13 protein-coding genes and 1 rRNA gene are annotated in these 15,346 nt (G+C 60.4%); 5 read left to right on the plus strand and 9 right to left on the minus strand.

Going from position 1 to position 15,346, the window contains the following annotated elements; genetic code table 11:
• Positions 1-574: 574 nt before the first annotated feature.
• The 5 genes from BP858_RS09055 to cofG are packed head-to-tail and all read right to left on the minus strand — an operon-like array spanning position 575 to position 3,591.
• A complete protein-coding gene (locus tag BP858_RS09055; protein WP_014866447.1) occupies positions 575-856 on the minus strand; it encodes a ferredoxin-thioredoxin reductase catalytic domain-containing protein in 282 nt (93 codons plus the stop codon).
• A 10-nt stretch (positions 857-866) separates the two neighbouring features.
• Positions 867-1,583 carry a phosphoribosylformylglycinamidine synthase I gene (gene purQ / locus BP858_RS09060; protein ID WP_286879335.1) on the minus strand — a complete coding sequence of 239 codons (717 nt, stop codon included), beginning with the start codon at positions 1,581-1,583 and terminating at the stop codon, positions 867-869.
• Between the two features lie 3 nt (positions 1,584-1,586).
• Positions 1,587-1,829 carry a phosphoribosylformylglycinamidine synthase subunit PurS gene (gene purS, locus BP858_RS09065; RefSeq protein ID WP_062261977.1) on the minus strand — a complete coding sequence of 81 codons (243 nt, stop codon included), beginning with the start codon at positions 1,827-1,829 and terminating at the stop codon, positions 1,587-1,589.
• On the minus strand, positions 1,826-2,551 hold the full coding sequence (purC, locus tag BP858_RS09070) for a phosphoribosylaminoimidazolesuccinocarboxamide synthase (protein ID WP_062261981.1): 726 nt from the start codon (positions 2,549-2,551) through the stop codon (positions 1,826-1,828). Before purC ends, purS begins: the two co-directional genes overlap by 4 nt.
• 53 nt (positions 2,552-2,604) lie before the next feature.
• Complete coding sequence (gene cofG, locus BP858_RS09075) at positions 2,605-3,591, minus strand: 7,8-didemethyl-8-hydroxy-5-deazariboflavin synthase CofG (RefSeq protein WP_214166909.1); 987 nt, start codon at positions 3,589-3,591, stop codon at positions 2,605-2,607.
• A 245-nt stretch (positions 3,592-3,836) separates the two neighbouring features.
• On the opposite strand from cofG, the gene cofC reads away from it, so the two are divergent.
• Positions 3,837-4,484, plus strand: coding sequence for a 2-phospho-L-lactate guanylyltransferase (gene cofC / locus BP858_RS09080; RefSeq protein WP_014866452.1), 648 nt, complete (start codon positions 3,837-3,839; stop codon positions 4,482-4,484).
• Here the strand turns inward: cofC and cofE are convergent.
• From cofE to glyA, 4 genes are read right to left on the minus strand one after another with little or no spacing between them, the layout of a single operon-like run.
• Positions 4,410-5,216 carry a coenzyme F420-0:L-glutamate ligase gene (cofE, locus tag BP858_RS09085; RefSeq protein WP_024265343.1) on the minus strand — a complete coding sequence of 269 codons (807 nt, stop codon included), beginning with the start codon at positions 5,214-5,216 and terminating at the stop codon, positions 4,410-4,412. The genes cofC and cofE overlap by 75 nt on opposite strands.
• The gene (gene folP / locus BP858_RS09090; protein WP_014866453.1) at positions 5,213-6,028 is read right to left on the minus strand and encodes a dihydropteroate synthase; all 816 of its coding nucleotides are present in this window, start codon (positions 6,026-6,028) and stop codon (positions 5,213-5,215) included. Before folP ends, cofE begins: the two co-directional genes overlap by 4 nt.
• The gene (gene folD / locus BP858_RS09095; protein WP_062261993.1) at positions 6,004-6,855 is read right to left on the minus strand and encodes a bifunctional methylenetetrahydrofolate dehydrogenase/methenyltetrahydrofolate cyclohydrolase FolD; all 852 of its coding nucleotides are present in this window, start codon (positions 6,853-6,855) and stop codon (positions 6,004-6,006) included. The genes folP and folD overlap by 25 nt, the downstream gene beginning before the upstream one ends.
• Positions 6,852-8,123, minus strand: coding sequence for a serine hydroxymethyltransferase (glyA, locus tag BP858_RS09100; protein ID WP_014866455.1), 1,272 nt, complete (start codon positions 8,121-8,123; stop codon positions 6,852-6,854). The genes folD and glyA overlap by 4 nt, the downstream gene beginning before the upstream one ends.
• A gap of 640 nt (positions 8,124-8,763) precedes the next feature.
• Here glyA and BP858_RS09105 point away from each other — a divergent pair.
• From BP858_RS09105 to BP858_RS09120, 4 genes are all read left to right on the plus strand, one after another.
• Positions 8,764-9,375 carry a DUF7518 family protein gene (locus tag BP858_RS09105; RefSeq protein WP_062261998.1) on the plus strand — a complete coding sequence of 204 codons (612 nt, stop codon included), beginning with the start codon at positions 8,764-8,766 and terminating at the stop codon, positions 9,373-9,375.
• A gap of 17 nt (positions 9,376-9,392) precedes the next feature.
• On the plus strand, positions 9,393-12,836 hold the full coding sequence (gene smc, locus BP858_RS09110) for a chromosome segregation protein SMC (RefSeq protein ID WP_062262001.1): 3,444 nt from the start codon (positions 9,393-9,395) through the stop codon (positions 12,834-12,836).
• Positions 12,829-13,572, plus strand: a complete 744-nt coding sequence (locus BP858_RS09115; RefSeq protein WP_062262004.1) for a segregation/condensation protein A — start codon at positions 12,829-12,831, stop codon at positions 13,570-13,572. The genes smc and BP858_RS09115 overlap by 8 nt, the downstream gene beginning before the upstream one ends.
• Before the next feature lie 1,493 nt (positions 13,573-15,065).
• Positions 15,066-15,346: ribosomal RNA gene (locus tag BP858_RS09120) — 16S ribosomal RNA — on the plus strand; the annotation flags it as partial.

The following is a 15,346-nucleotide window of genomic DNA, read 5'->3' on the forward strand; positions in this document are numbered from 1 at the left end:
GCCCCCACCCCCAGGGCGATTCCCACCACGGTCCACTGCCTGGGTGAGCCGGGGGATACTCCGCGTTCACCACCCACGCTGAGGTGGGTGGGAACGATCACCAGAACTGACATGCGGGTTCAACAGGGTTTGAACCCCGCCGATAGCCAACCCGGAACGCAGTGCACCCATGGTTGGGTTCACGCCAATGGGGGAGCCTCTCTCCCGGGCCCCAAGGTATTCCCACCACGATCCACTCACTGCCTGGGGCGAGCCCGGGAAATATCTCTGTTCAGTCCATCCCTGCACCCCACCTGCTCCAACATATGGGTTTTCACGCATGCAGCCTACTGCATCGTGTCACTTTATTTTGAAGATTCCGATGCGTGAAATGCAACGTCGATGACCACGCGTGAAGATGAGGATTTGACCTCACGCGAAGCCGCGAAGGTCGCGAAGGTGACGTCGGATTTTTGGGTTTTGGACGACAAAGAGCATTAAGGCGCGGCCTCATGAGCGTTTTGGGGATCTCTCACACAATAACCGGCCCACCGGCATGCCCCTTCCCCGGGCCGGAGGATGGGCACAAAAAATATTATTCAGATTTCTTCTTGAAGAACAGCCTGCAGTGGCACATGCCCTGCTCCTCGATCTCTTTCTCGTGGTAGATGCAGGGGCAGATGATGATCTTGTCCTTTTCAGGATCCCCGCTCCGGAGCCTGCAGGGGCAGTATGCAGCCCCGAACCGCTCTTCGTTCCGGGCGAGCCCGCGGAGGACGGCCGAGAGTTGTTTCTCGTCGACATTCAGCACAAAGCCTTTCTCCTTCGCGTACTGCTTTGCCCTGGTACGCGCTTCTTCAATCCCTTCTTCAGTCATAACAAAACTCCTATCGTGTGGGTCTCCGGCGTCCGTGCTCTTCGATATGGGCTATCATCGAGTTAAAGATTTTGACGCCGTCCTCTGATCCGAGTACGCGCTCACTTGCCCGCTCCGGATGCGGCATCATCGCGAGCACGTTTCCTGCTTCCGAGAGGACGCCGGTGATGTTCTCTGCCGACCCGTTCGGGTTGCTCTCCGGTGTAGTGTTGCCGTGCTCATCACAGAACCGGAACGCGACCTGCCCGTCCCGATTCAGCCGCGCGACCACGTCCTCAGGGGCAACGTACCGCCCCTCCTTATGAGCGATCGGGACCCTGATCACCTCGCCCTCCCGGTAGAGGGTGGTGAACGGGGACGTGGTGTTCTCGATGCGGAGGTAGACGTGCCGCGAGATGAACTTCGGGTAGGCGTTCAGCGTGAAGGTGCCCGGCACCAGCCCGGCCTCTGAAGCGATCTGCGCGCCGTTGCAGATCCCAAGGACCAGCCCCCCGCTCTTCGCGTGCCTGACGACATCGCTCATGATCGTTGTCCGGGCGGCGATGGCCCCCGCCCGGAGGTAGTCCCCGTACGAGAACCCACCCGGGAGCACCACGGCGTCATAGGACCGCGTGAGCCCCTCCTTGTACCAGACCAGGTCGGTATCGACCCCGCAGACATCCGCGAGAACGTGGTAGGTGTCCCGGTCGCAGTTGCTGCCGCCGAACTGTACCACAGCGAATCGCATACTTTACTCGACCTCAATGGTGTAGCGGTGGATGACCGGGTTTGCAAGGAGCCGCTCGCAGATCGCCCGGGCCTCCTCCCGTGCCGCTGCCGCATCTTCCGCGTCGATCCCGATCCGGAAGAGGCGCGCCGTGCTCAGGTCCCCGGTCGCAAACCCGAGGTTTGCGAGGGCGTGCCTGATGGCACGCGCTTCAGGGTCCAGCATCCCCTCTTTGAGGGCGATAGTGATGGTTACGTCAAACTTCATGCAGACCCCCTTTGAGGCGGCGAGAGTATCCGTTTCGCGACGCCGGCGTAGGTCTCCATGACGTCTCCCTTGTTGAAGCGGTAGACGTCCTTATCGAGGGACGCCCCGGTCTCCTTATCCCAGAGCCGCATCGAGTCCATACTGATCTCGTCGCCGACGACGATCTCCCCATCATGGTGGCCGAATTCGAGTTTGAAGTCGACCAGGGTGATGCCGCGCTGGTCAAGATACTCAGAGAGCACCTCGTTTACCGCGAGCGCCATGGCCTTGATCTGGTCGAGTTCCTCGGGCGTGGCAAGCCCCAGGGCGTAGATCAGGTCGTCGTTCAGCATCGGGTCATGGTGGGCGTCGCTCTTGTAATCGATGACGATCACCGGCGGATCGAGCGGTTCACCTTCGCGGAACGGGTAGCGGCGCACGATTGATCCGGCCGCGACGTTTCTCACGATCACCTCGAGGGGGAACATCTCAAGCCTCCGCACCGCAATCGTGGCGGGCTCAAGACTTGCGAGGTAGTGTGTCCCGATCCCGTGCTCCTCCAGGTATCCAAAGAGGAAGGAGGAGACCTCTGCGTTATATCTTCCTTTGCCGCTCAGGGTGTCTTTCTTCTCACCATCAAAGGCCGTGATGTCGTCCCGGAACTTCACGATATACACTTCCGGGTCATCAGTGCGATAGACGGATTTAGCCTTCCCCGCGTAGAGGAGGTCAACCTGTTTCATGGCGAAATCTCCTGGTAGATGTTGATCGGGATTTATGATGAGGTTATGCACCCTCATCCCGGTTCGACCTTGCGAATCCTCTCCGCAAGCTGCCGGATCAGGGGTTCGAGGAGGGGAGAGTACCAGCCTTTCTCGATGTATTGCGGGTAGATGCAGAGCCGCTCCCGGAGCTCGGCATCGCCGGCCACTCTCTTCAGTTCCTCGATCTCCGGCCAGGGGCGCTCGGGGTTGACGTAGTCGATGGTGAGCGGGGAGACCCCGCCGAGGTCGTCCACGCCGCACCCGATCAGGTGAGAGGCATCAGCGAGGTTCGGCGGTATCTGCACCGCCACGTCGGAGGGGAGGATCTCCCGGGCGAGGGTTATCGTCGCACAGAGTTCGCTCGTCTCGGGAGTTGGTGTGCCTTCCATCGGGGTCCCGGGCTTCGGGCGGAAGTTCTGCACGATGACCTCCTGGATATGGCCAAATCGTCGGTGGAGGTCCCTGATGACCTGGAAAGACTCTTCCCTGTCCTCCATCGTCTCACCGATCCCGACCAGGATCCCGGTCGTGAACGGTATCGAGAGTTTGCCTGCGTTCTCGATCATCTCGATCCTGACGCCGGGGTCTTTTCCCGGAGAATCCCGGTGCGCGACAACCTCCGCGGTCGTCTCGAGCATCAGCCCCATGCTCGCGTTCACGAGTCGGAGCCGGTCGAGTTCCTGGTAGGAGAGGATGCCGGCGTTGGTGTGCGGCAGGAGCCCAAGCCGTAGAGCCGCAAGAGAGAGGTCGTAGACGTAGTCGAGGATATCGGTGTAGCCTATCCGCTCGAGCATGGCGGTAAACCCGGGAACCGCACCAGGGCGCTCCCCGAAGGTGAAGAGCGCCTCGGTGCAGCCAAGTTCCGCGCTCACCTCCATGGTGCGGAGCACCTCGCCGGGGGGCATGATGCACCCCTCCCGCACCGGGGTCCGGAAGCAGCAGTAACCGCAACGGTTTGCGCAGACTGTTGTTAGGGGGAGGAATGCGTTCCTTGAGTAGGTAATCACGCGCCGGTGCATGGATAGTATGTCGACACTTCCGCACTTGAAGTTTGGGAGTGCATCGAGCCCTCTTTGAGGGGAGAGCCTGCTCTGGTGCGTGAAGCAGGGGTATGGCGATGGTGATGGGGGCCTCGCGCGAAGTCCGCGAAGGGGTGGTCCGGGGCGTGTGGGATTATTCAATGTCGTAAATCCGGTGGATGGATAGTTTTGGGCGTGCACCATTAACGATGCCTTTTTGATGCTGCCCCGACAACCGTTTCACAATGTATTTTCACGCGCTTATTCCCTTTAAGCCCGTAAACCCCAAGACGCGTCTCTCCTGCATCCTCAGCCAGGAAGAGCGGGAGGCGTTTGCACGGACGATGCTCGAAGACGTGATCGCCTCTGTGCTGAAGTCGGGGTGCAGCGCCACCCTGCTCTGCACCCACCCCTTCAAACACGAGGACACGCTCATCGCCGTCAGGAAAGAGCCCCTGAACGAAGCGATCAACTGGGCGCTCAGGCAGTTCCACTGTCCTGCGCTCATCATCATGGCCGACCTCCCCCTGGTGACTGCCGGGGATATCCAGCGGCTGATCCGCACTGAGAAGGACATGGCTATCGTGCCGGGCCGGGGCGGCGGGACGAACGTAATTTTCCTGAAGAAACCGCAATGCTTCCACGCCGACTTCTACGGCGCAAGTTTCATCGACCACATGGCGGTTGCAGAAGAGTGCGGCTTCTCAGTCGAGGTGATCGACTCGTTCCGGATGTCGACCGACATCGATGAGAAGGAAGACCTCGTTGAGATCCTGATCCATGGAAAAGGGAGAAAGAGCAAGGAGTTCCTGGAGAATTCAGGGTTTACCCTTGCCATCGACGAGAAGGGACGGGTCGGCGTGCAGCGCGACGCCCATAAAGAGACACTCTGAAGCATCGATGGTGGCGACCCCTGCGTAGTCGCCGACGGGAAGCCCGGTCCCCCGCACAACGACTGCGGGGACGCACTCGTTTGCTTCCCCCATCACCAGTTCGGCCGCTGATGCGATGCAGTCAGCCACCGCTCGTTTGGTGACCTCGAGTTCGCGGCCGAAGAGATCCTGCTTTCCGCGCTCGTCAAGGACCGAGGGGATGCCCGAGCACCCGATAGCGACCCCGCAGCACCCAAGGCGCATCGCATGTGTCCTTGAATCGGCGATGATGACACCGACGTCTGCCCCGGTTCGCTCTGCGATCCCGGCACGTATCCGCGCAGCGGTCGCATCCGGATCCACCGGCAGCAGGACGACGGAGCCGGACGGGGCATTGGATGCGTCGATTCCAGCGTTTGGGAGGAGCGTCCCGTTCTTCATGCAGAGCAGGAACCCCGGGATGCCCCCGACGACCCGGTCGCTCTCCCTGAGCACCACCTCAACCAGGCGGGGGTCCATCTGGTAGTCTTCGGCAAGCCGGAGCGCTTCGGGCGAGGGTTCGATATCGTCCAGTCTCGCGACCCGCCCCTCGGCGGTGGCCACGGCCGACTCAGCGACGACCACGATATCCCCTGCCTGCAACCCCCCGCACTCCGAGCGTTCGGCGGCTGCGAGGATATGCGCCGCCATATCATCCCCGGCCCGGACCAGGGGGGTCGCAAGACCGTACACAGAGTATGATAGCCTCGTCATGTCTGTCTCATCTTCTCATACACCCTGAGCAGGTCTGCAGTCTCGGCGACGTCGTGGCTCCTGACCACGGCCGCTCCCTGCCTGACCAGGTCCATGGTGAGCGCGAGGGTTCCCGCGAGCCGCTCTTCCGGTCCTTTTCCGATCAGGTCTCCGATGAAGGTCTTTCGGGAGATCGCGGCGAGCACCGGGCGGCCGAAGGTTAAGAACGCCTCAAAGTTCCGGCAGAGCTCCCAGTCATCCTCGTTTGTCCGTTCCGGGATCCATCTCCCGACGGCAGGGTCAAGGACGTATTCGTCGATCTCAAGGCGCGCGCACCGCGTCACGACCGCCTCGAGTGCCGCGAGTGTTTCGGCAAGCCCGGCGGCATCGCCCGGTTCCCTGAAACTTGCCATCACAAAGACCGGCAACCCGGAGTCTGCGACCGCCCGCGCGTAGCGCTCGTCGGCGAGCCCCGAGATGTCGTTCACCGCGTGGACGTCGTGGCGGAGGCAGACCTCGAGCACCTCCGGGTAGCGGGTATCCACCGAGAGGGTGATCCCGGTCCCGTCGAGTTCTGAGAGCGCTGCATCCACCCGTTCCGCCTCTTCAGCGACGGTGATGGGGACCGAACCCGGAGCCGTGCTCCGCGCCCCGAGGTCGATCATGTCGGCCCCCGCTTCTTGCATGGCAAGGGCGCGGTCGTATATCCTCCCGGTCGGGGTATAGGAGCCCCGGTAGAACGACTCGGGGCTGCAGTTGATGATGCCCATCAGGCGAACTGGCGCTCCGGCGCCGATCCTGAGGCGGTCTACAATACAGTGTTGTTGCAGCATGCCGAAAGCCTGGCCGCCTTGAATGTGTTCTCCATCAGCGTCGCGATCGTCATGGGGCCGACGCCGCCGGGGACCGGGGTTATCGTTCCCGCGCGCTCGCGCACCGCCTCAAAGTCGACGTCGCCGCAGAGTTTGCCCTGCTCGTCGTAGTTGATTCCGACATCGATGACGGTCGCTCCTTCCTTCACCATCTCCGGTCTGACAAACTTCAATCTCCCGACCGCGCTGACGAGGATATCGGCGCCTCTCATCTCATCTTCGATCTTCTTCGTCTTCGAGTGGCAGATGGTGACGGTCGCATCGGCGTTGAGGAGCAGGGCGGCCATGGGTCTGCCCACATCGATGCTCCGGCCGACGACGACCGCCCGCTGCCCCTGGATCGGGATCCTGTACTCCTCAAGGATCGTCATGATCCCCTGCGGCGTGCAGGGGGCAAAGACCGGGTCCCCGGCAAGGAGCCTCCCGAGGTTATAGGGGTGGAACCCGTCCACGTCCTTTCCGGGCGCGACCGCATTGATGACGCGGGTGGTGTCCACCTGCGACGGAAGCGGGAGCTGGACCAGGATGCCGTTGATATCGGGGTCGTTGTTGAGGCGTGTTACCGCCTCAAGCACCCGTTCCGTGGAGGCATCCTCCGGGAGTTCGATGCCGATGGACCCGATCCCGACACGCTCGCACGTCCGGTGCTTCATGCGGACGTAGAGTTTTGATGCCGGGTCTTCGCCCACGATGACCGTCGCAAGGCGCGGGTAGAGCCCGGACTCCTCTATCTTCTCCTTGAGGAGCTCAAGCCTCTTCTCAGAGACTGCTTTTCCGTCGAGTATCATGCTACTTCAGGGTAGAGGGGGTACTTGCTTGCGAGAGCAATAACCTCTTCTCTCACTTCGGTGATCGCCTTCTTTGAGGTCGGATCTTTGGCGACATCCTTTACGACCCGGGCGATCCAGTGACCGATCTGTTTCATCTCTTCCTCTTTCATGCCGCGGGAGGTGACCGCCGGCGTGCCGATGCGAAGTCCGCTCGTCACGAAGGGGCTGAGCTGTTCGCGGGGGATGGTGTTCTTGTTCACGGTGATACCTGCCTCGCCGAGTGCGGTCTCGGCCGCAAGCCCGGTGAGGTGCTGGCCGTCCGTGGAGACCCCGGTCAGGTCGAGCAGGATGAGGTGGTTGTCGGTGCCGCCGGCGACGAGGTCGAGCCCCTCCTCTGCGAGGACTTCTGCCATGGTGCGCGCGTTTTTGACGACCTGTCCGCAGTAATCTTTGTATGCAGGGGTCAGCGCTTCCTTGAAGCAGACCGCCTTTGCGGCAATGGTGTGCATCAGCGGGCCGCCCTGCATGCCCGGGAAGATGGACTTGTCGATGGCCGGGGCGTCCTCCTTGCTGCACATGATGGCGCCGCCGCGAGGGCCGCGAAGGGTCTTGTGGGTCGTCGTCGTCACGATATCGACGACACCGACCGGGCTGTTATGGTATCCGGTCGCGCAGAGTCCGGCGATATGGGCGATGTCGGCCATGCACCGCGCGCCGACGGTCTCGGCGATCTCCTGGAACGCCTTAAAGTCGATCTCGCGCGGGTAGGCGCTTGCACCGCAGACGATGATCTGGGGTTTCGCGATCCGGGCTATATCCTCGATAGCCGCGTAGTCGAGTGTCTCTGTCTCGGAATCGACGCCGTAGTGGAAGATAGAATACCAGCGCCCGGTGATGTTGACCGGCGAGCCGTGAGAGAGGTGGCCTCCCTGTGTGAGGCTCTGGCTCATGATCCTGTCCTTGTAGTTGAGATACGCAAAATATACCGCCTGGTTTGCCTGGCTTCCCGAGTGCGGCTGGACATTTGCGTGTTCCGCTCCAAAGAGTTTGCATAACCGGTCGCGTGCCAGGTTCTCCACGACATCGTGGAACTCGCAACCCCCGTAGTAACGCTTGCCGGGATACCCCTCGGCATACTTATTGGTCATTATAGAACCCATCGCCTCGAGAACAGCCTTGCTGACGACGTTCTCGGAGGCAATCAATTCTAATCCATTGACCTGACGCAGGCGCTCTTCCTCGATGAGGCCCGCGATTTCAGGATCGAAGTTTGCCAGACTAGACATGCAGGAAAAGGTTGCTCCGGTGAGGTAATATTCTTTCTTTTGCAGGATTTGTGGTAGTGCATCGAGTCACCGTATTCTGGATGGCTCTGGCATGAGGCGGACCGCCGGTCGCGTGTGGGGAGATGGGGGTATGGCCTCAGTACTTCGCTAAAACGGTTGAGGTAATCTCCAAGAGGTTAAACCATCGACCTCCCTTCGCGTTGTTCGCGGCTTCGCGTGAGTTAATGGCCGAAGATAGCAATATGGCCTCTCGCGTTGAGCGCGAAGCCGCGAAGTCCGGTGCCCTGGTGCTGCCAATCCCGTTTTAGGTCGCTATGCGAGGCTGCATTGGTCGATTTCAGATGCCGAAATGAGCGAAGTACTGGGCTTCACGTGAGATTCTGCCGCCGTCTTCACATCTGCGATGAGGTCGCTTGCGAAGAGAACAGCGGGAAACAGAAATACTTCGCGAAGTCCGTGCGGTTGTTGGCGATCCGCATCACGCACCAGGGTAAGCCATACCCTTCAGATGAGGGTGGCTTCGAAGCGCTGGCTGCCTGTCCCTCGACCTGATGCCGGATAAAATGTAATAATTCTTCATTCGGTGAATCTATAGTAATATTATTACGTAATTATATCAAGGATTAATTTGAGGGAGATTATGGCGAAGAAGGATGCGAGGATACGATTTCTCGAGCGAGAACTCGCGGAGCGCGAGAAGGAGATGGAGACCATGATAGAAACTGAGCGGCCGACGGAATCGGAGGTGGAGGATGAACGCGTGCGCGATCTGGAGCGGAAGGTGCGGGAACTTGAGGCCCTGGTGAAAGGCCTGACTGCAGAGGTTCTGGATCTCAAATCGGTGACCATGAATCTCTGCCGGGACGTTGAAGAGCGCAAGAAAAAGCCGGTGGCGACTGAAGAGAGGACGGCGGCGGCCACAGTCAGGGCTGAACCCCGGGTCGGCGCCGAACCGCGCGCGCGTGTTGAGCCCCGGACCTCCACGCGCCCGGCGGAGACGCGGCCTGCCGAGCCCACCGTTGAAGAAGGGGAGCTGGACCTCATCATGCAGAACGACGGGACGCTGAAACCGGAGCCGAGAAGATCATCGGAGTACATCGTTGCCAGCACCAAATTTGGGAATGCACCGATGAAGGGCAAGGGCAGGGGCAGCAGGTCGTCTGAACGGACCCTGTTCGTGGAACAGAAGAAGCGCAAGGTCGGGGATGTCATCCAGGCTGAAGAGAGTGACACGCTCGACCTTGACCGGTAGCCGGGGGAGCCTGATCCTTGTATATCACGCACCTTGAGATCGACAACTTCAAGTCTTTCGCCAGAAAGACAAAAATCCCCTTTTTTGAAGGATTTACTGTCATCTCAGGCCCGAACGGTTCAGGGAAGAGCAACATCATAGATAGCATCCTCTTTGTCCTGGCCCTCTCGGGTGCGCGGGGGCTGCGGGCCGAGAAGCTGACCGACCTGATCAACGTCAACACCGGGAAGAACACCGCCGAGGTGGGGGTTACGTTCTCGGACGGCACGACGATCCGCCGCCGGATCAAGCGGACGCCGGCCGGGTACTACAGTTACAATTACCTGAACGGTCGTCTCTGCAAACAGGGCGACGTCATCGAGTTCCTTGCGAAGTTAGGGGTCAAGCCTGAGGGTTACAATGTCGTGATGCAGGGTGATATCACCCGGATCATGGAGATGAGCGACGGTGAACGGCGCAAGATCATCGATGAGATAGCGGGTGTCGCCGAGTTCGACAGTAAGCGTGAACAGGCTCTCTCGGAACTTGAGGTGGTGCGGGAGCGGATCGAGCGTGAGGAGATCCTCCTTGGCGAGCTCGCCGCACGACTGGATGCGCTCCAGCATGAGCGCGAGCAGGCGATCGAGTACCGGCGGTGGCAGGAGCAACTCGAGCACTTCGGACGGTGCCGGGGGGCGGCGCTTGTCAGGCAGAAAGAGCAGGAGATCGGCACCCTGCACGACCTGATGCGTGATCAGCAGGCTGAGGTCGTGCGCATCACCGGCGAGACGGAGGCTGCCACGGCGCGCCTTGAGGAGGCGCGCGAGCGCCAGCGCGCGGTCGATGACGAGATCAACCGGAAGAGCGGCCCCGAATACCTCGACCTCGTAGGAAGGCTTGAGGAGGCGCGAGGCGGGATCAAGCTCGCCGAGAAGACCATCGAACGTCTCATGGCCAACCGGAATGAGAACCTGGAGGCGGTCCAGCGGGTCTACATGGACAGCAGGCGCGCCGAGGCAAAGGTCGAGGAGTGTGCCGGGCAGATCCGCAACCTCTCGATCGACCGCGCGAACCTGGCGATGGAACTCTCAGGCCAGCGCGAGCAGATGAAGGCGATCGAGGAGCGTATAGCAGGCGAGAGCAAGGAGGTTGAGGGGTTAAAGGACCAGCTCTTCGCGCGGCTGCAGGACCTCGAGAGCAAGAAGGAGCTCCGGGCGAAGATCCTCCGCGAGCAGGACATCTTCATCGAGAAGAGCCGCATGCGGACATCGGAGCGCGAACGCCTGGAGGCGCGCATCCGCCAGATCGATGAGGAACTGGCGAACAAGCAGGAACAGGTCACCGAGTACTCTTCCTGCATGGCCGACTGCGAGGCGCAGAAGCGCGAGGTCGAGCGTGAGATCTCTGATGTCGAGAGCACGCTCTTTGCCCGGCGATCGGCTCTTGACCGGCTGCAGAAGGAGATCAGGGAGAACGAGCAGGAACTGATGCGCTTTGAGGCGCAGCAGCAGGCTCAGGGAGATGCCGGCGGGAGGGCGATGGAGTTTGTCCTCGGCATGGATGGCGCGCACGGCACCGTCGCACAGCTCGGGCGGGCGCCGCCTGAGTATGCGACTGCGCTTGACATCGCGGCCATGGGCCGGCTCCGCTGGGTGATCGTCGATAACGACGGGATTGCATCCGACGCGATCCGCTACCTGAGAGAGAACCGTCTCGGCCGGGTCACGTTCCTGCCGCTCAACAAACTCCGTGTCCCGATCCTCTCGCCGCTGGAGGCTGATCCGGGCATCATCGGCTACGCGGTCGACCTCCTGGAGTTCGACCCGGCGTTCGAGCGTGCTTTCCGGGTTGTCTTCGGCGCGACGGTGGTGGTGGATACCCTCGAGCGGGCGCGGCGGCTGATGGGCAGGTACAGGATGGTCACCCTGGACGGGGACTTCGTCGAGAAGAGCGGCGCCATGACCGGCGGCGTGCAGAAGAAGAAGATCCGCGGGTTCGGGGTGGCTGTCGATGACGAGATCACGCGGGTCCGCGCAACGCTTGCCGGTCTTGAGGCTGAGGCGGCGGAGATCGGTGCGTCCATCGGTCGTCTTGCTGAGGTTTCGGAGGCAAAGCGGGCGGAGCGGAGTGCGGTCGATGAGCAGGTTGCGCGCTACCGGATGCTCACTGAAGAGTTTTCAAAGCGCATCGAGGTGCTCACTGGGGAGAAGCAGACCCTGGAAGCGACTCTGCGCGAGATGCTCCGTGATGCGAAGACCGGCGGCGAGGAACTTGCGCGGCTTGAAGCGGATCTCGAGCGGACTGCGGACGAGATCGCGCGGATCTCCGGGGAGGTTGACGACCTCAAGAAGAAACTTGACGACACCGAGATCCCGGCTCTCACCGGGCAGTACGAGGATCTCCGGCGAGCTGTCGAGGATATCGAGCGCCGGCTCCGGAACAAGGATGCGGATATCACCGATGCCAAACGTGAGCGGCAGCACTTCGCCAACCGTGTCGAGGAGCTCACCGCGGAGCGGGACCGCCTGGTGGCGAAGAACCAGGAGATCGATGGCGAGATCGCGGCGGCCGGGGAGGAGATCGAGGGGCGGCGCCGCCTGATCGTCCAGCTCGAGGCACGCCAGAAGGAGTTCTCCGATGAACTTGCCGGGCTGCACGAGAAACGCGACCGCGTGCTTGGTGAGATCCGGTCGCTGGACCGGGAGGTTCTCGAACTCACGGGTGCGATGGAGCGTGTCCGGATGCAGATCGATGCGCTCGTGGAACGGGAGCGCTCGCTGCTTGCAGAGCTTGCGGCGCTCCGGGAGCAGGCCGGTGATGTGGAGACCGATCTCGATCTTGCGGCCATCGATGCCGGGATTGCAGAAGCCGAGCGGGCGCTCAAGAAGATCGGTGCTGTGAATATGCTCGCGATCGAGGAGTGCGACCGTGTTAGTACGCGCGTCGAGGAACGGACCGCGAAGAAGGAGGTGCTCTCGCGGGAGCGGACGATGCTTCTTGAGCGGATCGAGAAGTACGAGAAGATGAAGTACGACGCTTTCATGACCGCGTACAGGGCGATCGATGCGAATTTCCAGGAGATCTTCGCGCGGCTGACCGAGGGGAGCGGCAGGTTGGTTCTCGATAATGAGGAGGACCCGTTCTCCGGTGGCATGACGTTTGCGGTGCAGCCGCGGGACAAGAAGGTCCATCTCCTCTCTGCGCTCTCCGGCGGCGAGAAGTCGCTGACCACGCTTGCGTTCATCTTCTCGATCCAGCAGTACATGCCCGCGCCGTTCTATGCGCTGGATGAGGTGGATATGTTCCTTGATGGGAGCAATGTCGGCCGGATCGCCGCCATGATCAGCGAGCTCTCGGGGAACGCGCAGTCGATCATCGTCTCGCTTCGAAAGCCGATGATCGAGCGCGCCGACCGGATTGTGGGTGTGACGATTCGCCCGGACAAGAGCACCTACGTGACCGGTGTGCAGAACAATGGATGAAGAGCCTGTCGAGATCCTGGTCGGGATGGCCGAGCGGGGCGAGGTCGACCCCTGGAACATCGATATCGTTGATGTGACGGACCGGTTCCTGGCCGAACTCGACCGCCGGAAGGAACTGGACCTGCGGGTCTCGGGGAGGACGCTCTTCTATGCCGCGTGCCTGTTGCGCCTGAAGTCGGAGTATCTTGAGGGATGGGGCGAGGATGAAGACGAAGATCCCTCCCCGGATGATGAGGTTGACCTCTTCACCGATTTTGAGTTTGACTTTGAGTCGGGCGGGGAGGGCGAACCGATCGAGCGCCTGGAGCGAGAGATCCAGCGCCGTCTGCGGCGGAAGAACCTGCGGAAGCGCCCGCCAGTTACGCTCTATGAACTTATCAAGCAGCTGAAGACGGCGGAGAAGGAGCAGCGCCGGAAACAGCGGAGGCGGAAGCCCGCGCCCCCTGAACCGGATCTCGATCTGGATGCCGAGGAGGTCGTGGCGGTGGCGCACGACGAGGGGTACCAGAAGGCGGTCGCGGGCGTGATGGAGGGGTACCGGCGTTCCGCGCGGGCGGGTGATGGTGTCCTGACGCTCGACAAACTCTCGGGGTCGATGGACCGGGAGCGGCATGAGGTCTATATCCCGCTCCTTTTCCTGATGCTTGAGGGGAAACTCGCTCTCTGGCAGGACGAGTTCTTCGGTGAGGTGTATGTCGGCGAGCATATCCCGGAGCCTGACACGGATGATGAATAGCTGCCGCGGTCCGGCATACCCGCGTCCCCTCATGTAGCCGGCGTATCGGTGTCCTGGTATCGCCCGGGGTTTGTGCGATCAGCGATTCTGGAACATAGTGGAGCATTTCACCTTTATTTTCGGGCTTGAGCGCGGATGGTCGGCCGCACGCGAAGTCGCGATGAGTTCCGGTTGGGAGGAGCTACTCGGACTTCGCGAACTTCCGCGCGAGAGACTCTAGCACCTCTCTATACCAAAACCTCACGCGAAGGGCGCGAAGGGTGGAGTTACACAGACTTCGCGCGAGAGGTAACAACCGCATGGACAAGAGTAGACGAGATGCTCAACCCCTACAAAAATAACGTAATCATGTTCTCTCTGGGCACCGCAAGGCTCCGGGGTCAGGTTGTCGCTGATGGGGAGACCCCCTCTCCCCGGCACCCCTGGCGCGATTAGCTACCATGGTCCACTGTATGGGGTTGTTTTTATCCCTGCACGGGGCGTTTTCCGGGTATCCGGGAGGCCCCTGCCCTAGACTGGTTCGCGCGCGGAGGGGTGTGCCATGCACTTCGTTTATATACTCTGGTGCTCCTGGAGCCTGCTTCGGGCCGATCCACGACCGGATGCCGGCTTTCTGTGTAGGGCGAGGGTAAATCTATAAATACTCGCGGGGTCTACATGTTATAGTCAAGTCGGAGGCGAATCTCGCGCCTGATTCTGCATTCAGAGGCGGGATGCGCGAGGCTTCTGGCAAATATGGGGGTCCAAGCCAGGTGCTTGGATCCGACAGAGCGGGGAAATGTTTATATGACATTGGCGACAACATAGTAAGGCTGTGTTGTCAGGACATCAGATCGTGCAGCCCGGTTCGGGTGGTCTGATCGGTGTCCCCTCAACTGCTGTGAGGGTCCGAGAACTGTCTCAGGCCTGATACGGGTTGACAATGTTTATATGTCTGGATTTCCAACATGTATTCTCACAAGATGTGTTGGCATTCGCCTAAACGGGCAATGTGGCACGATCGGACCGGGAATATATCGTGGATTCCCGATCTGAATCCTGAAGCAGGAACACAATGTATATATGCGATGAATCGCAAACATTAATTCCTGCACAGGTGAAACAGGGTGGCTGGAACACAATGTTCTGGCCGGCTTCTGCATTCGGGTCCGGGATTTCATTCGGATATCCAGAATGGATCCTGATGTGGAGAAGGAACATTTATATGTCGGGAACGACAAATGTTTATTCTCACGCAGGAGAAACAGTCCGGCCTGGTTTGGACCGGACGCCCTGTATCGCAAAGGACATGACGATCCGAGTCATCAAAACTCGGATCTGATATGGGAACCAAGTGTTTAAATACTTACAAAATAAACATTGTTTCCCTGTTTGATGGAGAATCAACGTGACCGCGCATGACGCGGGTTGGTTCTGACGTTGGCATTGGCAATGCGGAAATTTGTTCAGTAACCGCTAATTCCTCCCAAGTTTAGTAGTGTGCATACTTCCAAATTCTGGTTGATCCTGCCAGAGGTCACTGCTATCGGGGTTCGATTAAGCCATGCGAGTCGAGAGGGTTCGGCCCTCGGCGTACTGCTCAGTAACACGTGGATAACCTGCCCTAGGGAAGGGGATAACCCCGGGAAACTGGGGATAATACCCTATAGATTACAGATGCTGGAATGCCCTGTAATCCAAAGTTCCGACGCCCTAGGATGGATCTGCGGCCGATTAGGTTGTTGTTGGGGTAATGGCCCAACAAGCCCGTAATCGGTACGGGTTGTGGGAGCAA

It is taken from the genome of Methanoculleus sp. UBA413, assembly GCF_002502935.1.
GTDB lineage: Archaea > Halobacteriota > Methanomicrobia > Methanomicrobiales > Methanoculleaceae > Methanoculleus > Methanoculleus bourgensis.